The 20,077-nt window shown below is 63.9% G+C and carries 24 protein-coding genes and 1 tRNA gene; 11 read left to right on the forward strand and 14 right to left on the reverse strand.

Annotated features, from left to right (window positions below; genetic code table 11):
• The first annotated feature begins 63 nt into the window (after window positions 1-63).
• Together K0P03_RS08690 and K0P03_RS08695 are read left to right on the forward strand one after the other, a co-directional pair.
• Complete coding sequence (locus K0P03_RS08690; RefSeq protein ID WP_272789374.1) at window positions 64-714, forward strand: hypothetical protein; 651 nt, start codon at window positions 64-66, stop codon at window positions 712-714.
• A gap of 90 nt (window positions 715-804) precedes the next feature.
• Window positions 805-1,188, forward strand: coding sequence for a DoxX family protein (locus K0P03_RS08695; RefSeq protein ID WP_023515303.1), 384 nt, complete (start codon window positions 805-807; stop codon window positions 1,186-1,188).
• Here the strand turns inward: K0P03_RS08695 and K0P03_RS08700 are convergent.
• From K0P03_RS08700 to K0P03_RS08730, 7 genes are all read right to left on the reverse strand, one after another.
• Entirely contained in the window at window positions 1,185-1,499 is a 315-nt protein-coding gene (locus K0P03_RS08700) for a DMT family transporter (protein ID WP_050743953.1), read from the reverse strand. The genes K0P03_RS08695 and K0P03_RS08700 overlap by 4 nt on opposite strands.
• Window positions 1,500-1,652: 153 nt before the next feature.
• Window positions 1,653-2,486: an S-formylglutathione hydrolase gene (gene fghA, locus K0P03_RS08705; RefSeq protein WP_272789375.1), complete on the reverse strand. Its 834-nt coding sequence runs from the start codon at window positions 2,484-2,486 to the stop codon at window positions 1,653-1,655.
• Between the two features lie 18 nt (window positions 2,487-2,504).
• Window positions 2,505-3,149, reverse strand: coding sequence for a DUF1345 domain-containing protein (locus tag K0P03_RS08710; RefSeq protein WP_023515306.1), 645 nt, complete (start codon window positions 3,147-3,149; stop codon window positions 2,505-2,507).
• Window positions 3,146-3,607 (reverse strand): YaiI/YqxD family protein, encoded by a 462-nt coding sequence (locus tag K0P03_RS08715; RefSeq protein WP_272789376.1) that lies wholly within the window; start codon window positions 3,605-3,607, stop codon window positions 3,146-3,148. The genes K0P03_RS08710 and K0P03_RS08715 overlap by 4 nt, the downstream gene beginning before the upstream one ends.
• A gap of 40 nt (window positions 3,608-3,647) precedes the next feature.
• Window positions 3,648-4,073, reverse strand: coding sequence for a GNAT family N-acetyltransferase (locus K0P03_RS08720; RefSeq protein ID WP_272789377.1), 426 nt, complete (start codon window positions 4,071-4,073; stop codon window positions 3,648-3,650).
• 35 nt (window positions 4,074-4,108) lie between these two features.
• Window positions 4,109-5,236 carry an S-(hydroxymethyl)glutathione dehydrogenase/class III alcohol dehydrogenase gene (locus tag K0P03_RS08725; protein ID WP_023515309.1) on the reverse strand — a complete coding sequence of 376 codons (1,128 nt, stop codon included), beginning with the start codon at window positions 5,234-5,236 and terminating at the stop codon, window positions 4,109-4,111.
• An 83-nt stretch (window positions 5,237-5,319) separates the two neighbouring features.
• Window positions 5,320-5,724 carry a helix-turn-helix domain-containing protein gene (locus K0P03_RS08730; RefSeq protein ID WP_023515310.1) on the reverse strand — a complete coding sequence of 135 codons (405 nt, stop codon included), beginning with the start codon at window positions 5,722-5,724 and terminating at the stop codon, window positions 5,320-5,322.
• A 142-nt stretch (window positions 5,725-5,866) separates the two neighbouring features.
• Between K0P03_RS08730 and K0P03_RS08735 the strand changes: the two genes are divergently transcribed.
• Both K0P03_RS08735 and K0P03_RS08740 read left to right on the forward strand, forming a co-directional pair.
• Window positions 5,867-6,817 (forward strand): DMT family transporter, encoded by a 951-nt coding sequence (locus tag K0P03_RS08735; protein WP_272789378.1) that lies wholly within the window; start codon window positions 5,867-5,869, stop codon window positions 6,815-6,817.
• Window positions 6,818-6,906: 89 nt separating this feature from the next.
• Entirely contained in the window at window positions 6,907-8,151 is a 1,245-nt protein-coding gene (locus K0P03_RS08740; protein ID WP_272789379.1) for a hypothetical protein, read from the forward strand.
• Here K0P03_RS08740 and lipB read toward each other — a convergent pair.
• Entirely contained in the window at window positions 8,124-8,870 is a 747-nt protein-coding gene (gene lipB, locus K0P03_RS08745) for a lipoyl(octanoyl) transferase LipB (RefSeq protein WP_023515314.1), read from the reverse strand. The two genes, K0P03_RS08740 and lipB, sit on opposite strands and share 28 nt — an antisense overlap.
• A 193-nt stretch (window positions 8,871-9,063) precedes the next feature.
• Here lipB and K0P03_RS08750 point away from each other — a divergent pair.
• Both K0P03_RS08750 and K0P03_RS08755 read left to right on the forward strand, forming a co-directional pair.
• Window positions 9,064-9,148: transfer RNA gene (locus K0P03_RS08750), tRNA-Leu, on the forward strand.
• A gap of 264 nt (window positions 9,149-9,412) precedes the next feature.
• Window positions 9,413-10,036 (forward strand): hypothetical protein, encoded by a 624-nt coding sequence (locus K0P03_RS08755; RefSeq protein ID WP_024271054.1) that lies wholly within the window; start codon window positions 9,413-9,415, stop codon window positions 10,034-10,036.
• A gap of 34 nt (window positions 10,037-10,070) precedes the next feature.
• Here K0P03_RS08755 and K0P03_RS08760 read toward each other — a convergent pair whose 3' ends face one another.
• The gene (locus K0P03_RS08760; RefSeq protein ID WP_272789380.1) at window positions 10,071-10,565 is read right to left on the reverse strand and encodes a peptide deformylase; all 495 of its coding nucleotides are present in this window, start codon (window positions 10,563-10,565) and stop codon (window positions 10,071-10,073) included.
• Window positions 10,566-10,869: 304 nt separating this feature from the next.
• Here K0P03_RS08760 and mgtE point away from each other — a divergent pair, with 304 nt between their 5' ends.
• Both mgtE and K0P03_RS08770 read left to right on the forward strand, forming a co-directional pair.
• Window positions 10,870-12,300, forward strand: a complete 1,431-nt coding sequence (mgtE, locus tag K0P03_RS08765) for a magnesium transporter (protein ID WP_023514263.1) — start codon at window positions 10,870-10,872, stop codon at window positions 12,298-12,300.
• 118 nt (window positions 12,301-12,418) lie between these two features.
• Window positions 12,419-12,805, forward strand: a complete 387-nt coding sequence (locus tag K0P03_RS08770; protein WP_023514262.1) for a MerR family transcriptional regulator — start codon at window positions 12,419-12,421, stop codon at window positions 12,803-12,805.
• A gap of 7 nt (window positions 12,806-12,812) precedes the next feature.
• Here the strand turns inward: K0P03_RS08770 and K0P03_RS08775 are convergent, their stop codons facing one another.
• From K0P03_RS08775 to K0P03_RS08785, 3 genes are all read right to left on the reverse strand, one after another.
• On the reverse strand, window positions 12,813-13,286 hold the full coding sequence (locus K0P03_RS08775) for a methyltransferase family protein (RefSeq protein ID WP_023514261.1): 474 nt from the start codon (window positions 13,284-13,286) through the stop codon (window positions 12,813-12,815).
• A 4-nt stretch (window positions 13,287-13,290) separates the two neighbouring features.
• Window positions 13,291-14,328, reverse strand: a complete 1,038-nt coding sequence (locus tag K0P03_RS08780; RefSeq protein WP_272789381.1) for a DUF1624 domain-containing protein — start codon at window positions 14,326-14,328, stop codon at window positions 13,291-13,293.
• Window positions 14,329-14,404: 76 nt separating this feature from the next.
• Window positions 14,405-15,094, reverse strand: coding sequence for a DUF599 domain-containing protein (locus K0P03_RS08785; RefSeq protein ID WP_023514259.1), 690 nt, complete (start codon window positions 15,092-15,094; stop codon window positions 14,405-14,407).
• Between the two features lie 577 nt (window positions 15,095-15,671).
• Here K0P03_RS08785 and K0P03_RS08790 point away from each other — a divergent pair.
• The 3 genes from K0P03_RS08790 (at window position 15,672) to K0P03_RS08800 (ending at window position 18,705) form a co-directional block, all read left to right on the forward strand.
• Window positions 15,672-17,072 (forward strand): L-serine ammonia-lyase, encoded by a 1,401-nt coding sequence (locus tag K0P03_RS08790; RefSeq protein WP_050743978.1) that lies wholly within the window; start codon window positions 15,672-15,674, stop codon window positions 17,070-17,072.
• A 76-nt stretch (window positions 17,073-17,148) separates the two neighbouring features.
• Complete coding sequence (locus tag K0P03_RS08795; RefSeq protein WP_272789382.1) at window positions 17,149-17,586, forward strand: DUF1489 family protein; 438 nt, start codon at window positions 17,149-17,151, stop codon at window positions 17,584-17,586.
• A gap of 84 nt (window positions 17,587-17,670) precedes the next feature.
• Window positions 17,671-18,705 carry an alpha/beta hydrolase family protein gene (locus K0P03_RS08800; protein WP_272789383.1) on the forward strand — a complete coding sequence of 345 codons (1,035 nt, stop codon included), beginning with the start codon at window positions 17,671-17,673 and terminating at the stop codon, window positions 18,703-18,705.
• Here K0P03_RS08800 and K0P03_RS08805 read toward each other — a convergent pair.
• Both K0P03_RS08805 and K0P03_RS08810 read right to left on the reverse strand, forming a co-directional pair.
• Complete coding sequence (locus K0P03_RS08805) at window positions 18,692-19,705, reverse strand: helix-turn-helix domain-containing protein (RefSeq protein WP_272789384.1); 1,014 nt, start codon at window positions 19,703-19,705, stop codon at window positions 18,692-18,694. The two genes, K0P03_RS08800 and K0P03_RS08805, sit on opposite strands and share 14 nt — an antisense overlap.
• A gap of 63 nt (window positions 19,706-19,768) precedes the next feature.
• Window positions 19,769-20,041, reverse strand: a complete 273-nt coding sequence (locus tag K0P03_RS08810; RefSeq protein ID WP_023512288.1) for a hypothetical protein — start codon at window positions 20,039-20,041, stop codon at window positions 19,769-19,771.
• Window positions 20,042-20,077 lie beyond the last annotated feature (36 nt).

Genomic DNA, 20,077 nt, shown 5'->3' on the forward strand with positions numbered 1-20,077 from the left:
TGTTAAGAGGTTCGCACCATTTTGGCACGCGGCCGAAATCCGACATCGCATACCGGTATTTTCATGCAGTTCCTCGTTCGCACGCTTCTTTCCGCAAGCTTTCTCTTTTCCATGCCCCTTGCCGCAAGCGCCGATGAGGCTTTTCCGGTCCGCGATATCCGCAAGGTCGTCGTCAGCGGTGACGACAGTGCATCCGCCACGGTGCTGAAGCGCACCGGCGAGCACCTGAAACGGGCCGCTAGGGCTACGCGCCGCGCTGTCGCGATCGACCGCGCGACGATGGATGTGCGGGTTTCCGGCGTCAGGCAGGGCCGCGACGGAGAGAGCACGGCGCGTGTCACGGTCACGCTGAGCGGGCCCGGGGCTGCAGCGAGCCGGACGCTGACGATCAACAGCTTCATGCCGGAACGCAAGGGCCGCGAGGCGGCGCTGGGCGATGCGATCGCCAAACGCGTGGCGCTGGCCTATCACCTCGCACCCGTCGCAAACGCCAAGGCGCCGCATGGCAAGCGTCCCGGCAAGGGCCGCAAATATGCCGGCGGCAAGCGGCGCACGGCGGCGACGACCTCCGTCCAGGCCTATTCGGGTGGACAGAAGCGACCGCTCGTCATTCCCACCGAAGCGGCGCTCAGCGTGCGCTCGCGCGCTTTGCCGGAGGGCTCCACGAAGAAGATCGCGCCCTGCGTCGTCACGCAGGCGATCAGCTGCGACTGATCCCAAGGCAAAAGGTCCATCCGCCAGGCGAAACCACGGACAAAGCATGCTAGCCTCCCTCTCTCGGAAAAATGTAGAGGGGTGAACCGCATGCTCGACGGACTATCCGCCTACCGGCCGCAAGCGCTGGCGGCGCTGCGCATCATGACGGCGCTGCTCTTCATCGAGCACGGCACGCAGAAATTCTTCAATTTTCCGCCAGCCGAACAGCCTTTCGGCGACCTCATGAACCTGATCGGCGCGGCCGGCGCATTGGAGATCGTCGGCGGGGTTCTCATCCTTCTCGGCCTCTTCACGCGGCCGGTGGCTTTCGTGCTCTGCGGCTTCATGGCGGTCGCCTATTTCATGGCGCATGCGCCGCAGGACTTCTTCCCCGTCAACAATCGCGGCGATGCCGCGATCCTGTTCTGCTTCGTCTTCCTGTATCTGACAGCCGCGGGGCCGGGCGCCTTCGCCCTCGACAACCGCCGTTAGGCCGCAAATTTCAGGCCGAGGATGCCGGTGACGATGAGGGCGATGCAGCCCATGCGAACGGCGGTTACCGGCTCGGCGAAGAGGATGATGCCGAGCATCACGGTGCCGACCGTGCCGATGCCGGTCCAGATCGCATAGGCGGTGCCGATCGGCAGTGTCTTCACGGCAAGGCCGAGCAGCACGATGGAGATGATCATCGAGCCGGCGGTGAGCGCGGTGGGCAGCGGCTTGGTGAAGCCGTCAGTGTATTTGAGGCCAATCGCCCAGCCGATTTCGAACAGGCCGGCGAGCGTGAGATAGATCCAGGGCATAGCCCACTCCATGAAGGGAGCGAGGCCGTCCCCGCAGCCGTGACCGGATGGCTCCGGCGGCAGCCGTCTACCGGTGCGGACTATACGCGGGGGACAGCGAAGGGCAAGGTTGGGGGCGGCATGCCAGCCATGCGCCCCCGCCATGACGCCGGCTCAGCCGAGGCGTTCGGCATGCCACTTCAGATGGTCGTCCATGAAGGTCGAGATGAAGTAATAGGAATGGTCGTAGCGCTCGTGCATGCGCAGCGTCAGCCCGATGTCCGTATCCTTGACCGCATCCTCGAACAGCCAGGGGCGCAGGCCGTTTTCCAGAAAACCGTCCGCCTTGCCCTGGTCGATGAGGAATTCCGGGAAGCGGGCACCATCGGCGACAAGGGCGCAGGCATCGTATTCCCGCCATGCCGCCTTGTCGGCGCCGAGATACTTTTCGAAGGCCGGGACCGACCAGTCGGCGGTGGAAGGCTCGACGATCGGCGCGAAGGCCGAGCAGCTCCTGAAGCGGTCCGGGTTCTTGAGCGCGATCGTCATGGCGCCATGGCCACCCATCGAATGGCCGAAAATGCCCTGGCGTGTCATGTCCATGCGGAAATGCTGGCTGACGAAGTTCGGCAGTTCCTCCGTCACGTAGCTGTACATCTGGTAGTGCTCTGCCCAGGGCGCTTCGGTGGCGTCGAGATAGAAGCCGGCGCCCTTGCCCATCTGCCAGTTGGTGATCTCGTCCGGCACGTCATTGCCGCGCGGGCTGGTGTCCGGGCACACGACGATGAGGCCGAGTTCGGCGGCCATGCGCCGGTATTCGCCCTTTTCCATGACATTGGCGTGGCTGCAGGTCAGACCGGACAGATACCAGAGCACCGGGCGCGGCTCCCGGATCGCCTGCGGCGGCACGAAGACGGCAAAGGTCATCTCGCATTTGCAGGCCTCCGAATCATGGGCGAACACACCCTGCATGCCGCCGAAGGCCGTGTTCTGGGAAAGCACTTTCATCTGGAAACTCCGTATGGTTCAGGACGCGAGCGACACCGCCGCATTGACTGCGGCGGCGACCAGCACCGTATTGAAGAAGAAGGAAACGACCGCGTGCAGCAGGTTGACCTTGCGCATCGCCGTGGAGGTGATCGCGACATCCGAGGTCTGTGCCGTCATGCCGATGACGAAGGCGAAATAGAGGAAGTCGTAGGCGCCGGGCTCGGCCTTGCCGGGAAAATCGAGGCCGTTCCCTTCGTCAAGATTGCCGGGACGCCAGTAGAGATGGGCATAGTGCATGGCCGCCATGGTGTGGATGGTCAGCCAGCCGAGCGCGACGGAGGCGAAGGCGAGTGCGAACTCCCCGAGGGAGGCGGCCGGTCGGTTGAGCACCACGAAGAGCGAGCCCGTGGAAACGGCGACGGCTGCAACGGTGACCGCGAAGATGACCGCGATCGGCTCGTCGGTGTCCGTCGCATAATGTTCGAGATGGGCGGCGGTCAGGCGCGGCACGCGCCATGCGGTCAGGAGGAGATAGCAGAGGAAGAAGACGACAGCCGCGATGTCGATCGAAAAATCCGGCTTGAACCAGAGTGCAACGAGAAGGCTGACAGCGGCTGCGCCGGCGCCGACATAGAAGGGCAGGTGCCTGCCGTAGATCCTCGGCCCCGGCGAACGTGTCATGGGGAGGGCCCAGCCTGCGCGCTCTTCGCCCGGCGGCAAAGCCGGTCAAGCATTTCGAGGAAGGCGGACCGGTCGCGCGGGGAGAAGGCGGCGTTGTAGCCCTTGCTCTCGCCGGTTTCGCGCAGGTGCGCGCCGAGATCGCGCATCGCGCTCGCCATGCCGATATTCGTCTTGTCGAAGAGCCGGCCGGTGGGGCCGGTGACATGCGCGCCCTTCTCGACGCAGCGCACGGCAAGCGGCACGTCGGCCGTCACGACGATGTCGTCTGCACCAACATGATCGGCGATCCAGTTGTCCGCGGCGTCGAAGGCGCCGGAGACGATGATGTTGCGCACCATCGGGTCGCGCGAGGGGCGCAGGCCCGAATTGGCGACGAAGGTCACCTCCATGCCATGGCGTTCCGCCACCTTGAGGATTTCGGCCTTTACCGGGCACGCATCCGCGTCAACGTAGATCATGGCGCCGCAATTTCCTGTATTTCGGTGGCTCTGCGCAGGTTCAAGAATGGCCGGCGGGACGCTGCATGTCGATATGGGCAATGCCGTCCTCGACATATTCTCCCGATGTCGGCACGAAACCGAAGGACCGGTAGAAGCGTTCCAGATGGCTTTGCGCGGACAGGGCGATCGGTTGCCCGGGGAAATGCGCCTCGCAGGCCGATATCGCTTCGCGCATCAGGGCCTCGCCGATGCCCCTGCCGCGATGCTTAGGCGAAACGAGGACGCGGCCGATGCGCGGCGCCCCGTTTTCCGGTTGCCACAGGCGGGCATAGGCGGCCGTCTCGCCGTCGATCAGCAGCCGCAGATGCCGGGCATCTTCGTCCTTGCCGTCGAGTTCGGGATAGACGCAGGCCTGCTCGACGACGAAGACGTCGACACGCAGTTTCAGGAGGGCATAAAGCTCGACGGCGGAGAATGCTGCCATCCTCCGCACGTCGATCAGATAGGGTGCCATGCCCGTCAATAGACGACGACGCCGCGGATGGACGTACCGGCATGCATGAGGTCGAAGCCTGTGTTGATCTCGTCGAGCGGCATGGTGTGGGTGATCATCGGGTCGATCTGGATCTTGCCGTCCATGTACCAGTCGACGATCTTCGGAACGTCGGTACGCCCGCGCGCGCCGCCGAAGGCCGTGCCCATCCACTGGCGGCCGGTGACGAGCTGGAACGGACGCGTCGAGATCTCCTGTCCCGCGCCGGCAACGCCGATGATGACCGACTTGCCCCAGCCGCGATGGGCCGATTCCAGCGCCTGACGCATCACCTTCGTGTTGCCCGTGCAGTCGAACGTATAGTCCGCCCCGCCGATCAGGTCGCCGTTCCGCTTCGTCAGGTTGACGAGATAGGGCACGATGTCGCCCTCGACCTCCTTCGGATTGACGAAATGCGTCATGCCGAATTTTTCGCCCCATGCCTTGCGGTCGGGATTGATGTCGACGCCGACGATCATGTCCGCGCCGGCAAGGCGCAGGCCCTGCAGCACGTTGAGGCCGATGCCGCCGAGGCCGAAGACGATGGCCGTCGAGCCGATTTCGACCTTGGCCGTGTTGATGACGGCGCCGATGCCGGTGGTCACGCCGCAGCCGATGTAGCAGATCTTGTCGAAGGGCGCGTCCGGATTGACCTTGGCCAGCGCGATCTCCGGCAGGACCGTGTAATTGGCGAAGGTGGAGCAGCCCATATAGTGGTGGATCTTGTCCTTGCCGATGGAGAAGCGCGAGGTGCCATCGGGCATCAGGCCCTGACCCTGGGTCGAACGGATGGCCGTGCACAGGTTCGTCTTGCGCGACAGGCAGGAGTAACATTCGCGGCATTCGGGCGTGTAGAGCGGGATGACATGGTCGCCCTTCTTCACGGAGGTGACGCCCGGGCCGACATCGACGACCACGCCGGCACCCTCATGGCCGAGGATGGCCGGGAAGAGGCCTTCCGGATCGGCGCCCGACAGGGTGAAGTCGTCCGTATGGCAGATGCCCGTCGCCTTCACCTCGACCAGAACCTCGCCGGCACGCGGGCCTTCGAGCTGTACGGTCATGATCTCAAGTGGTTTTCCAGCCTGAACGGCAACGGCGGCGCGTACGTCCATCTTCGTCTCCCTATGCGGATTCTGTGTCGGGCCGACCATTGCAGAGCGGGTCCGGCCTCTCAAGTGCGGTATATGGAAAAATGTCAGCCTTGATCTTTTTTGATCAATTTTGCGACCTCGGTTTCGAGCGCGGCGATCGCCTTGCCCGTCTGGTCGTGCAGCTGGTGGATTTCCTGCAGCTGGCGCAGCAGCGGATGCAGGTGCTCCTCGCCGGAAGGGTCCGCCGGCGCCTCGCCGATGCCGGCGATCAGCCAGGAGGGTGAGACCGAGAGGACGCCGGCCAGCATGAACAGCGCCTTCGTCTCGGGCTCGGCATGGTCGCGCTCCCAGCCGCTCACCGTGCCCTCCGGCAGACCGAGGCGGGAGGCGAGGTCTTCCAGGCTGAGCCCCAGCGCATCACGCGCCCGCCAGATGCGCCCACCAAGCGTATCGCCGTCGGCGCGGCCCGAAGGGAAGGGGATGGTGTTGCTCTCGCCGGGAAAGGTCATCGCGGCCTCCATTGTCTTTGCCGCCAGTCTACAGGCAAGGCGTGCCGGCAGGCTGCCCCAAATGCGCCGCGCCGATGACGCGATTTCCGGCATTGCCAGCGTGCGGAAAAGGAATATGCAAGGGCGAACGAAGGAGACGCGGATGAACACCACGACCAGCACCAACGACCAGCCCGGCGCCGGCACGATGCAGGGCGTGGCACTGATGGCCGTCGCCATGCTGCTGCTCCCCTGCATGGACGCCATCGCCAAATATATGTCGACCTTCGCGGGCATGTCGCCGGGCCAGGTGACGTTCTACCGCTTCTTCTTCCAGGTGGTCTGCACGATCCCGCTGATCTTCACGGTCGCCGGCGGCGCCATGCTGCGGCCGAAGCGGCCCTGGCTCAACCTGTTGCGCGGCGCGATCCACGGGGCGGCAAGCCTCCTGTTCTTCGCGGCGGTGAAATACATGCCGCTTGCCGACGTCTTCGCGATCTACTTCGTCGAGCCCTTCATCCTGACCGCCATGTCCGCGGCCTTCCTCGGCGACAAGGTCGGCTGGCGGCGCTGGCTCGCCATCGTCGTCGGCTTTGGCGGCGCGCTGATCGTCATCCAGCCGAGCTTCGTGCTGTTCGGCTGGACGGCGCTGCTGCCGGTCGCCTGCGCCTTCCTCTACTCCATCTATCTTTTCATGAACCGGGCGATCGGCGATGCCGATTCGCCCTTGACCATGCAGACCATCGCCGGCTTCGGCGGCACGATCTTCATGGGCGCGGCGTTGTTCCTCGGCAATTCCGCCGGCATCGCCGATTTCGAGCTCTCGCTGCCGGGGTCGCTCTTCGCCCTTATCCTGCTCGTCATCCTCGGTGCGCTCTCCGGCTATGCCCATATGCTGGTCGTGCGCGCTTTCCGCATGGCACCGCTCTCGCTGCTCGCCCCGTTCCAGTATTTCGAGATCATCTCCGCCACCGTGCTCGGCTACGCCATTTTCGGCGACTTCCCGACGCCGTCGAAATGGCTCGGCATCGCGATCATCGTCGCCTCCGGCCTCTTCATCATCTGGCGCGAGCACAGGAGCCGCAAGCTCAAGGCCGACATCGCCTTCGAGTGATGGTTCTTCGATGCGGGCCGAACCTTAATATTTGTTAGGATATTGCCACTAGCCTGATCCTGCCTGCCATGACGGCCGGGGAGGACGGCATGTCGACATCGGTTTCGGTCATCCTGCTTCTTGCGATCAACCTCGGCCTGATCTGGCTGCTGATCGCGGCGCCAATCGGTCGCCGGACGCTGCAGATCACCCGCACCTTCAAGGCTTCCCCGCCGCGGATCGCCGCGCTCGTCAGTCCGCTCGGCAGAGAGGCGGACTGGCATCCCTCGATCCTCTCCAGCGAGCGGCTGTCGGCCGAACGGGTCCGGCAGACCTTCTCCCATCCCGACCGCCGCGGAAACCCGATCACCCGCATGCTGGCGGTGAACGAGGCGGCGGAGGCGGAAACCATCGCTTGCGAAACACGGGTGATCGAGGACAGTGCGCTCGACGCCGCCTTCTGGCACCATTTTGTGGAGCGGCGCACGCTACGTCCGGTGGCGGGCGGTACGGCCCTGACCGTCGAGCAGACCGACCGCTATCGCGGTGTCGCCTTCCTGCTTTACCGCTACATCCAGCTCCGCCGGGAGATGAAGGCACTCGAACAGTGGCTGGAGACGGGGAGCGGCGAGGTGCGCGGCGTGCTGGAGCGACCGGTGACGCAGGCGGGGCTTGCGGTGCTTTCCACACTGCTGCTCTGGCCGTTCTTCGGGCTGAATGCCCGTGGCCTCCTGCTATCGACCCTCTTGACGGTGGTGATCGTGCTCCACGAGCTTGGCCACATGGCCGCCTACCGCGCCTTCGGGCACCAGCGGGTGCGCATGATCTTCGTACCGCTGCTCGGCGGCATCGCCGTCGGCGGGCGGCCGTACAATTCGCGCTTCGAGGTCGCGGTGTGCGCCCTGATGGGCGCCGGCATGCCGGCCTTTCTCGTGCCGCCGCTCATTGCGCTGCACGATGCGGCGGGTCGCCCCACGGGCGCGATACTGTTGATCTTCCTGCTGATTCTCGGAGCCTTCAATCTCCTGAACCTCCTGCCCATGCACCGTTTCGACGGTGGACAGGTGCTGCGGCAGGTCTTTTCGACCCGGCGCAGCCTTCTGGCAGCGAGTTTCCTGGTGACGCTCGCGATTGTCTGGGTGGGCTGGCGGATCGGGTTGCCGGTCGGCCTGCTGATGGCCGGCCTTGCGGTCTTCACGGCCTTGAGCCTCATCGGCGCAGGCGGAGTGAAGCCCAAGGCGGCGCTCGACCCGATGACTGCGCCGCAGCGCCTGCTCGCCGGATTCGGCCTCTACGCCGCCATCGTCCTGCACGGCTATGCGATCGTCTATGCCTGCGACAGGCTGCTCGGCTGACAGTGCGCATCCGAAACGGTGGGTCCGAACACGTGCTCGAAGGAATCGCGGATGCGCACATCCACATCGCTCATCATGACGGGCAGGCCGAGATCGACGAGGCTGGTCACCCCGTAACCACGGATACCACAGGGCACGATGCCGGAAAAATGGTCGAGATCCGGATCGACATTGAGCGAGAAGCCGTGAAAGCTCACCCAGCGTCGCAGGCGGATGCCGATGGCCGCCACCTTGTCCTCCGCCGGTGAACCGTCCGGCAGCGGCGGACGGTTCGGTCGGCGCACCCACACGCCGACCCGGTCCTCGCGCCGCTCGCCGCGCACGTTCATCGAGGACAGCGTATCGATGACGACCTCTTCAAGTGCCGCCACGAAGGCGCGCACGTCCTGGCGCCGCCGCTTGAGATCCAGCATGACATAGACGACCCGCTGGCCGGGGCCGTGATAGGTGTATTCGCCGCCGCGGCCTGTGGAAAACACCGGGAAGCGATCCGGCGTCATGAGGTCGGCTGCATCCGCGCTGGTACCGGCCGTGTAGAGCGGGGGATGTTCGACCAGCCAGACAAGCTCGTCTGCCTCGCCGTTGGCGATCGCCGTGGCCTCTTTTTCCATGGTTTCGACGGCTTCATCGTAGCCGACGAGGTCCTGTGCAACGCGCCAGCGCACCGGCGGCGAGCCGGGGAGGGCGTGAAGAGAGGTGGAAATGTCCTGACGCTGCATGAGGGCCGTCCTTTTCGTTCCGTTGTGCCAGATATAGGCGCGATCCTGCAAGGATTTCAGGGGTTTCAGTGTGTTTGCACAGGCGCTGTTGAAATAGTTCGCTTTTCGTCATTTTTCTTTCGCAACGGCCTTGTGCACCCAAAATCCTTTTGCTACATGACCCCCGTCGCCGCAAGACGACACCTACCACGATGCGGTCGTGGCGGAATTGGTAGACGCGCAGCGTTGAGGTCGCTGTGGGGCAACCCGTGGAAGTTCGAGTCTTCTCGACCGCACCAAAAAAACCCGGCTGAAAAGCCGGGTTTTTTGTTTTCAGGCATTGAGCGTTTCGAGCCACTCCACGTTCAGACCAAACGTTGGGCTGTTTGCGTTCATCTCGTAACCTTGTCTGACGCCGAAGATCGTTTCAGATCCGGACGAGCGCTAGGAGCGTTTAACGATAGCTGGTCCCGGCCGCTTGATATCCCCTTGTTGCAGTTGAATGCGAAACAACTTTTGGGTTAGTTCTGCGGTAGACAACTACCCAAAGACAGGGGGATGTGATGCCGCTTAAAACATTGCCGACGCAAACCGGAAATTCGTGTGCCGCACACTGCACCGCGATCACGATCATGGAGCTGACAGGCTCGACGATCACTCAAAAGGACGCGGAGAGCACCATTTGGAACAAGATCCTTTTCAAGGATGACGGAAGCAAGGCTATCAAAGCACTTGTGGCAAAGAAGAATTCGGACCCACGAAGAATCCTGAAATATGTCGAGAAAAACTATGCGACAAACCTGTCCGCCGTCATCAAATTCGACGATACCGAGAAGGCGAACGCGCTGGCCTACCTTCCGGACAATGACGTTAAACGGGGACTGGAGGGGCTCTACAACCTCATAAAAGGACAGAGCCAGACCGAAACGCTTCTTCCTGCCGACGACGTCTACTACAACTGCAGCTATATGATGATGGATGGTGGCGATCCCTCCAGTTCCGGTCTGGACGGGCTTCACAATATCCTCGTCACCAGCAGCGGCGGCCAAGTCTACTATTACAATTCGAACGAAACCAAGCCGGTGTGGACGATGAACAATCACGGCTGGAAGCGCCTGGACAAGGCAAATTCAGGCAAGCACAGCTACGTGTTCACGGGCCTGTGCGTTGCCGTCCGCAAAAAATAGGCGATTCCGCTTCGCGCAGAAGAGCTTGCGCGGTTCAGGCCTTGCTCTTGTTGTACTTCTTGACGATGCGCTCGCGCTTCAGCCGCGAAAGGCGGTCGATCCAGAAGATGCCGTCGAGCTGATCGATCTCGTGCTGCAGGCAGACCGAAAGCAGCCCGTCGGCCTCTTCGGTCTTCCGGGCGCCGGAAAGATCCTGGTAGGTGAGGCGGATACGGGCAGGGCGCTCCACCTCGTCGGTCACGCCCGGCATGGAGACGCTGCCTTCGGCGTGGCGCTGCCCTTCCGGCGAAAACCATTCGATATGCGGGTTCACAAAGACCCTCAGCGACCCCGGCCCGTCGAGCTCGATCACCGTCAACCGCTCGAGGATACCGACATGGGCGGCGGTAATGCCGATGCCCGGGGCGGCCCGCATCGTGGAGGCGAGATCCTCGGCGAGCGTGGCAAGCCGCGTATCGAAGACTTCGACCGCCCGGCAGGGCTGGCGCAGGCGCGGATCGGGGTAGCTGAGAATGGGAAGGATCGCCATGGGGCCTCCGGGTGCCGGTTGTGCGTCCTTCCTAGCCTGTTTGCGGCAGGGGGAAAATGCCGGGTCCGTCCGGGATATCGCGAATCGCGTTATTATCGTGATGTTGCAACAGCTTGCGAATTTTTTGCATCCGGCCGGCTTTTGCCGCGTTCGGCGATGGACCGGCTGCGCTCTTTGCGTTAGCACGAGGTAAGACAACGCGCCCCCCAGAGGGGGCGTTGCGCCCGAATCCTCTACGCAATCCCTGCCGTCCCAGCGCCGCCTACATGCCGGGCGGGACGAGCCCGATACAAGGAGCGGCCCGATGGACAACACCGGCGACGATGACCGTATCCATCAGGGGCAGACAGACCACAGTACCTTCGATGGCGAGGACATCTATGCCGAGGACGGTTCGATCCGCTCGGACTTCCTCATGCATGTCGGCGCGGCGATCGCCGATCGCGACCTCCTGTTCCTGCGCAGGCATGTGGCGCGGCTGCATGAATCGGAAATGGGCGACCTGCTGGAGGCGATCCAGCCGGAGCAGCGCCGCCAGCTCGTCTCCCTGCTCGGCGACGATTTCGACCTTGCGGCGCTGACCGAGGTCGACGAGGCGATCCGTCTCGACATCGTCGAGCACATGCCGAACGAGCAGATCGCCGCCGCACTCGGCGAGATGGATTCGGACGACGCCGTCTACATCCTTGAGGACCTCGACCAGGAAGACCAGGAAGAGATCCTTTCCAAGCTGCCGTTCACCGAACGGATCCGCCTGCGCCGCTCGCTGGATTATCCCGAAAGCACGGCCGGGCGCCGCATGCAGACCGAGTTCGTCGCCGTGCCGCCGTTCTGGACGGTGGGCCAGACGATCGACTACCTGCGGGAGGACGCGGACCTGCCGGAGAGTTTTTCGCAGATTTTCGTCATCGACCCGACCTTCCGTCTGCTTGGCGCCATCGATCTTGACCGCGTGCTGCGCGCCAAGCGCGGCGAGAAGATCGAAGCGATCATGCGCGAGACGAACCATCCGATCCCGGCCGAGATGGACCAGGAAGAGGCGGCCCAGCTCTTCGAGCAGTACGACCTTCTTTCCGCGGCCGTCGTCGACGAGAACGGCCGCCTCGTCGGCGTCCTGACCATCGACGACGTGGTCGACGTCATCCAGGAAGAGGCCGAGGAGGACCTTATGCGCCTCGGCGGCGTCGGCGACGAAGAACTCTCCGACACGACCATCGAGACGGTGCGCTCGCGCGCGCCCTGGCTGCTCGTCAATCTCCTGACGGCCTTTATCGCCGCCTCGGTCATCTCGCTCTTCGAGGCGACGATCGAGGAGATCGTCGCGCTCGCCGTGCTGATGCCGATCGTCGCCGGCATGGGCGGCAATGCGGGATCGCAGACGATGACCGTCACCGTGCGGGCGCTCGCCACGCGCAACCTCGACATCCACAATGCCTGGCGTGTCGTGCGGCGCGAGGCGGGTGTCGGCCTGCTGCACGGCCTCGCCTTCGGCCTGATGATCGGCCTCGTGGCGGGTATCTGGTTCCATGATGCCAATATCGGCGGCGTCATCGCGGCGGCCATGCTGATCAACATGAGTGCGGCGGCGCTGGCCGGCATCGCCATTCCGCTCTTCCTCGACAAGGCGGGGGCGGACCCGGCCGTCTCCTCCGCGGTCTTCGTGACCGCGGTCACCGATATCGTCGGCTTCTTCGCATTCCTTGGCCTTGCGACCTGGTGGTTCGCCATCCGCTGAGGTTTTTGCGGGGAACGAACGGGGCGGTTGTCCGTTCGAGAAGAGAGCGGGAAAGAGCAAAAATTGACTTATACGTAAAAGTCAATAAAATGTCCGCCCAGACGAGATCGGAGCAGGCGTGGACAAGTTTTATACCATAACCGAGCTGACGCGCGAATTCGGGGTTTCCACCCGCACACTGCGCTTCTACGAGGACGAGGGGCTGATCAACCCCGAGCGCCGTGGTCGCACGCGCCTCTTCCGCCCGGCCGACCGCCGTCTCATCCAGGAAATCCTGCGTGGCCGGCGTATCGGCTTCACCATCGCCGAGATCCGCGACATCATCCGCGTCTACAAGGACCCGCCGGGCGAGGTGGGGCAGCTGGAACTGCTGATGGCGAAGGTCAGCGAAAAACGTGACGAGCTGCGCCAGAAGCGACGCGACATCGAGGAGACCCTGGCCGAGCTCGACAATGTCGAGGAAGCCTGCCTGACGCGCCTTGCCGAAATCGGCGTCGGCACCTGAGCTGCCGTCAGATCCAGCGCGTCGTCCCGTTGCAATAGCGTTCGAAATCGATGCCGAAGCGCGAGAGCAGGTGCAGCTCCTCGCGCTTTATGGCGACGATGCTCGTCAACACGGCGGCGATCATGGCCGTCACGATGCACCAGGGATTGAGCATCACAAGGCCGATGCCGGCGGTCGCCAGCGTATAGCCGAGATAGATCGGGTTGCGGGTGAAGCGGTAGGGGCCGGATGTCACGAGATGGGTCGAGCAGCGGTTCGGCAGGATCGTCGTGTGGCAGTCGAGCAGCGTGCGCATGGCCCAGACATCCAGCACGATGGCCATGAGGATCAGGATGCCGCCGGCGGTGCGGGCGATCCAGATGTTCGTCTCGGCCGCCGCGAGCGGAAAATACGCCTGGAGCAGGAAGGCCGCCGCGAGCGCCGCGCCGTAGATCAGCGGGGGCCAGGGAAAGGCGAGTGGCTTCATGCGATAGGCGTTCATGATCCTACTCCTTCAGGTCGGTCTTCGTTTCCGCATCGGCCGTGCATTGCGACGAGATCGCGGCAACGCGCTCGTCCTTCGTGACATCGATCGCACCGCGCACAAGGTCGGTGAACAGGTTCTCCTCCGTCAGCCGGTCCAGCGTGCAGCCGCAGAAACTCTGGCAGAACCCGTCGCCGCGCTCGCTTTCGCAGGCGCGCATGCAGCTCTTCGTATAGCCAACGACCGGATCGGCTGCAGGCGCGGGAACCACGAGGGAAAAGCCGTAGACCAGTGCGATCAGCACGGGCTGATGGATAAGGTAGATGGCGAGACTGTGGCGGCCGGCTTTTTCCAAGAGGCTTTTCCACCAGACCTTCGTCTGACCTCCAAAACCCGCCAGCCGCTCGGGAAGCGGGCTTGCGATGAAGAGCTTGCCGAGCACGATGCCGAGCAACACCGGCGCGAGCCAGGGGAGCAGCGGCACATAGTCGTTCGAGCGCGGGACATCGACAGAAAGCCCGACCCACCAGAGGGCCGGATGATCGAAGAGCGGGGCGCGCAGATAAAGCGGCGCCACAATGGCGGCGGCGGCGGCAAGCAGCGTCACGACGATCGGCAGGCGCAGGAAGAGAAGGCCGATGACGCTCGCCGCGGCAATGGCATGCAGGATGCCGAAGAAGATGAATGTTTCCGGGAAGGCGAACCAGGTTGCGATGGTAATCGCGGCTGCCGCCAGTCCGATCTTGCCGAGGCGGATGAGGAACGGCCTTGCGCGAAAACCACTGATATGACCGAGCACAAGGCTGAAGCCGGTGAGAAACAGGAAGGAGCCGGCGATCACTCGCGCGAAAATCTTCCAGCCGCCGGTCGTTGCCGTGTCCGGTTCGATGTAGCCGAAAAAACCGAGGTCCCAGGTGAAGTGGTAGATCGCCATCGCGATCAGCGCGAGCGCGCGCAGCTGGTCGATCAGCGGGATGCGCGGAAGGCGGCGCGGTGCTGCACCTTCTCCTGCCACATTGCCGTCAATCACCGTCGTCGTCATGGTTCGGGGTCGCCGCATTGCTTTGGTCCATGGGAGAGTGTCACGCCAAGCTTGCGCCGGGCGGATGGCCGAAAGGTGGCCGTCGGAAGGGATGTCAGTCGAGGCGTTCGAGAACGGCGAGGCGCGCCTGCGAATAGAATTGCCGGCGCACAAGCACGACGATGATGCTGACCGTCGTCGCGATGAAGAGGTAAGGGCTGACAAACCAGCCGAGATAGCCGATCGACAGGAAGATGGCGCGCAGCCCCATATTGAAGTGTTTTGCCGCAAGGATGTTCATGCGGATGACCTTGTCGGCGGCAAGGTCGGCGCCGGCCGGGTCCTTGTGGATGTCGCCGCTCATCGGGATCGCGCCGAGCAGGATCGTGCAGTAGTTGAAAAGACGGTAGGACCAGCCGAACTTGAAGAAGGCATAGCCGAAGATGCCGGCAAGGCCGCCGACCTTGAGCTCGAACCCGGCGCGGCTGCCCTGGAAGACCACCGGCAGGTCGCTGAAAATGGCAAAGACCTGCTCCGTGGCGCCGAGCAGCGCGAAACAGCCGCCGAGCGCCAGGATCGAGGTCGAAGCGAAGAAGGCCGTGCCGTTCTGCAGGCCGGCCATGATCTGGGTGTCGATCATGCGCAGGTCGCGGTGCATCGCGTTGCGGATCCACACGGCGCGCTGCGAGCTCATCGCCCGCGTGAGGCTGACGCGGTCGAAGAGTTTCGCCCGTTCCGTGATCCAGGAATATCCCGTCCACAGCAGCAGGAAGAGGGCAAGGGCGATGAAATCCGGTGTGCTCATGGCCAAGCGTTGTGCCATGGATTCCGCATTTTGCAAGCGCCGGAAAGGTGGCTGCACGGGGCTGTTCAGATCTTGGGCAAAAAGGCGGCGAGCCCCTGTCGCCGTCCCACCCTCCAACCGTCTGATTTTGCGACATGTCATGCGTCTGACGCGGGGCTCCTATGAGAACAGCGCCTTGGTTTCGCCATTTTTCGCGATTGCGGTTTCATGAATTCTTCATTAAACAGGGCGTCATGCAGGGTCGTCTCGGCCATTGCAACGACATCTTCCAATCGGGGAAATCATGGAAAGTACCGTTCAGAAATCCTGCTGGGGCGTCACCGCCCGTGCAGTCCTCGGTTTTGGCGCAGTTCTGGTCATCGCCTATCTTTTCGGCGGCATCTGAAAACACCGGCCTGTCACCCTTACATGAACAGCGTGCTTCTCCGCGAAGCACGCTGTTTTTGTTTCAAGGCCTGTTGGAAGGGACATGTCGCGCAGGTAAAACCCGATGTCGGGAGATCGCCTTAAGTGCGCCGCATGATGGCGTAGCTTCAGGGATCAGTGCGCCTGCCGAGGCAAGGGAGAAGTTCGGGACATGTTTCTTTCGGTATTCGATGTTTTCAAGATCGGGATTGGGCCGTCGAGCTCCCACACGATGGGACCGATGTCGGCGGCGAACCGCTTTCTCGACCTGATCCTCTCCGCCGACTGGCCGCGGCCATCGGGTGCGCAGGTCGCGACGATCCGCATGAGCCTGCACGGTTCGCTTGCCTATACGGGCGTCGGCCACGGCTCCGACCGCGCCGTCATCCTCGGCCTGATGGGCGAGCGGCCCGATTCGGTCGATCCGGACCGCATGGACGATATCGTCGGCGAGGTGGAGCGTACCGGCCGCATCACGCCGCCGGGCCATCCCGGTTATGCCTTCCGGCCGAAGGACGACCTGATCTTCGACAAGAAGAACCCGCTGCCCGGCCATGCCAATGGCATGACCTTCTCGGCCTATGACCGTGACGACCGGCTGCTGCTGAAACGCATCTACTATTCCGTTGGCGGCGGCTTCGTCGTCACCGACACGGAACTGGAACAGATGCGCACCAGCAAGGCGAAGGCGGGCGACAAGAAGGTGCCGTTCCCCTTCGCCTCGGCAAAGCAGATGCTGGAAATGGCCGAACGCTCCGGCATGACGATCGCGCAGATGAAGCGCGCCAACGAGGAAGCGAGCATGTCGCGCATGGAGCTGGATGCCGGCCTCGACCGCATCTGGGGCGCGATGAAGAGCTGCATCGACCGTGGCCTTAAGAATGAGGGCATCATGCCCGGCGGCCTGAAGGTGCGCCGCCGCGCCCGCTCGATCCACGACAAGCTGCAGGAGGAGTGGCGCTCCAACAAGGCGAACCCGCTGCTCGCCAATGACTGGCTGTCCGTCTATGCCATGGCGGTCAACGAGGAGAATGCGGCCGGCGGCCGTGTTGTCACCTCGCCGACCAACGGCGCGGCCGGCGTCGTGCCCGCGACGATCCGCTATTACCTGCATTTCCATGAGGATGCCGACCAGGACGGCATTCGCGACTATCTGCTGACGGCGGCGGCGGTCGGCGGCATCATCAAGCACAACGCCTCCATCTCGGGCGCCGAAGTTGGCTGTCAGGGCGAGGTGGGGTCTGCCTCCGCCATGGCCGCTGCCGGCCTTGCCGCCGTGATGGGCGGTTCGCCGGCACAGGTGGAGAATGCCGCGGAAATCGCGCTGGAACACCACCTCGGCATGACCTGCGATCCCATTGCCGGCCTCGTCCAGGTGCCCTGCATCGAGCGCAACGCGCTCGGCGCGGTGAAGGCGGTGACGGCCGCCTCGCTTGCCATCAAGGGCGACGGCACGCATTTCGTTCCGCTCGACGCCTGCATCGAGACGATGCGCCAGACGGGTGTCGACATGAACGAGAAATACAAGGAAACCTCCACCGGTGGCCTCGCCGTCAACGTGGTGGAGTGCTGAGGCTTTCGCGGCGAACGCTGTGGAGTGCGACACGGCGGCCCCTTGACCGGGCCGCCGCAAGAGCGTTCAAAGGGGCATGGCCCTGCATCTCATCAAACTCTGTGTCGGCGCGGACTCGATCGAGGACCTGCGCGAATGGGTGTCCGAACGCTCGCTGATCGCGATCGCCGCGGGCATGGAACCGCATTCGAGCCACATCACCCGCATGGTGCCCAAGCGTGATCAGGACCTGCTCGAGGGCGGTTCGCTCTACTGGGTGATCAAGGGCCAGGTGCAGGCGCGCCAGCGGCTGCTCGATATCAAGACCTTCACGGATGCCGACGGCATTTCGCGCTGCGAGCTGGTGCTGGGCCCCGAGGTTATCGAGACCGAACTGCAGCCGCGCCGCGCCTTCCAGGGCTGGCGCTATCTTGCGGATGACGACGCGCCGCGCGACCTGAAGAACATGGGTGACGGTACGGCCGACCTGCCGCTGGATCTGCGCCGCGAACTCGCCGAACTCGGCCTGCTCTGAAATCCGGCGTCCTCAATCGCGTTTCAGGTCTCTTTCCTGCGCTGCTTGCCGCATCCCGAGCCTCGTTCAACCAACTAGGCCTCCATGCTGAAAACACTCCTTCTTGCCACCGCGCTTTTCCTTGCCGTCGCGACATCCAGTCGTGCCGACGGGATCGGCGTCCGCGATCTGAGGATCGCCGGATCCTCTGAGTCCCGCGCGCTCTTCGCTGTCGTCTGGTATCCGACGCCCGATACCGGACCGATGGAAACCGTCGCGGAAAATCTGACCTTTCAGGGCATAGCGGCAATCCGTGGTGCCCGGGTGGGTGAGGGGATGCACCCGCTCGTCGTTCTGTCCCACGGCTATGGCGGAAGCTGGCGCAATCTGAGCTGGCTCGCCGGCGAACTCGCCGCGCGGGGCTACATCGTCGCCGCGCCCAACCACCCCGGCACCACGACTTTCGACCGGGATCCAGCAGAGGCGGCAAAGCTCTGGGAACGGCCGCGCGATCTCAGCCGCCTCATCGACGCGTTGCGGGCCGACAATGGCTTGGCCGCTCACATCGACGCGAAACGCATTGCCGTCGTCGGCCATTCGCTCGGCGGCTGGACGGCCGCGGCCCTCGCCGGCGCGCGTTTCGATACGCAGCGGTTTATCGCGGATTGCAAGATGAATGCGAGCCCGCGGGCCTGCAGTCTGACGACGGAACTCGGACTGGACGGCAGAGACGATGGTCGTCGGCGACTTGAGGATGATCTCGGCGACCCGCGCATCGGCGCTTTCGTATCGCTCGATCTTGGTCTGGCACGCGGCTTTTCTCCCGAAAGCCTCGCCGCGCTTCGCCTGCCCGCGCTGGTGATCGCGGCCGGCATCGATATCGGCGACATGCCGGCCGAACGGGAATCCGGTTATCTGGCAAAAGGGCTTCCGGCAAAGGGCAGTGTCTACACCGTCATCCCGGATGCCATGCATTTCAGCTTCCTGCAGATCTGCAAGCCGGGCGCGGCCGAGAGGATCGAGGCGGAAACGCCTGGAGACGGCATCGTCTGCAAGGACGGCGGCACCTGGGGACGGGCGGCGATCCACCGCGAGGTCGCCGATCGCATCATCACCTTCCTGGGCGTCAGTTTTCGATAGGGGATCGGCGATAGTCGCTCGGGTTTTGGCCGGTAGCCCTCAGGAATTCCCGGTTAAAGTTCGACTTGGTCTGGAAACCGGCCTCAAACATGATGGTGGTGACCGGCAAATCGGTCTCCGTCAGCAGGCGCTTGGCCTCCTCGATGCGGTAGCCGTTGACGAGTTGCGAGACGTTGCGGCTTTCCAAACGATTGACGGCGCCTGAAATATGTCGCGCCGGAAGACCTGCGCGTCGCGCGATCCGGTTCAAGGTGAGGTCCGGGTCGCGGAAGAGTTTACGCTCCCGCATCAAGCGGTCGATCGCTGCCAGAATCCGACCGTCGTCTTCCCTCGGTACACGCAGCGGCTCGGGGGCCGTTTCCTCTCCGGAATCGACCGGCAGGCTCCGTCCGACGGTCGCGACGGCGTAGGCAAGGGCGGGCAGGAGAAGAAGGTTGCCCGCAGCCACGATCCGGGCCGCATGATTGCCGCTGTAGAAGCCGAAATCGACGGCGATGAGGAGATCGACGAACGCCGAGACGATGAGCACGCCGCCCGTCATGCCGGCCGCCTTGCGGGCTCGGTTCGCATCGCTCAGCCGCACCGCGGCAAAACCGTCCGGTCCGGCCCCGGCGAGGCGCAGCAGGGCGACCCCGTAGCCGATATAGAGAAGCGCGAGCAGCAGATCGATCGGGGAACGCCAGACCTGCCAGCCGGCGGACGCAAAAAAGACGAGGGCGACGGGCAGCCCGTGCAGCCAGCGGGCCTTGCTGCGCGCCGCCCGACCTGCCGTGAAGCAGAACCAGGCGATCGGCGGCAGCGCTGCGGCAACGACGGGTTGGAGGAACCGTGCAAACGGCGCGTCGAAGGACCACCGGACACCGACTGCCAACGCAACGACGACGCAGGCAGCAACGAAGCCGATGGCGGGCCGAAGCGCGGTTTCATGCAGCAGCACCAGCTTCACGAGAAGGATGGCAAGCAGGAGTGCGATGATGAAGGGAAGTGGGATTGCCGGCATCGTTCCTGCACAGCAAATGTGGGGCCGCTTTGCAAGGCCCTCGTCGGCCGGTTCAAGCGGCGGTCAGCGCAGGCGCAGGCGCACCGGGTGGCGGCGTTCGCTGACGCCGACATGGAGATGGATCCCGGCGGCCGGCTGGCCCGAACGCCAGGCTCTGGCGCCATGGGCGAGCAGCATGCCGACGAGATCCTTCGTCCTGTTGCGCGAACGGCCGAGCCCGATATCCGCGATCCGCATCGCTGCCTCGTGGAGCGGGTGGAGCGTGCCCTTCAGCGAGCGGCGTTTTTCCGCGCCGGCTGCGGGAGGGACATCGAACAGGTTCTCGTTCATCGCCATAATCTGCCTCGTACGCATTACCCAATCGAGGATGGC

The organism is Shinella sp. HY16 (genome assembly GCF_028534175.1).
In the GTDB taxonomy this organism is placed as follows: domain Bacteria; phylum Pseudomonadota; class Alphaproteobacteria; order Rhizobiales; family Rhizobiaceae; genus Shinella.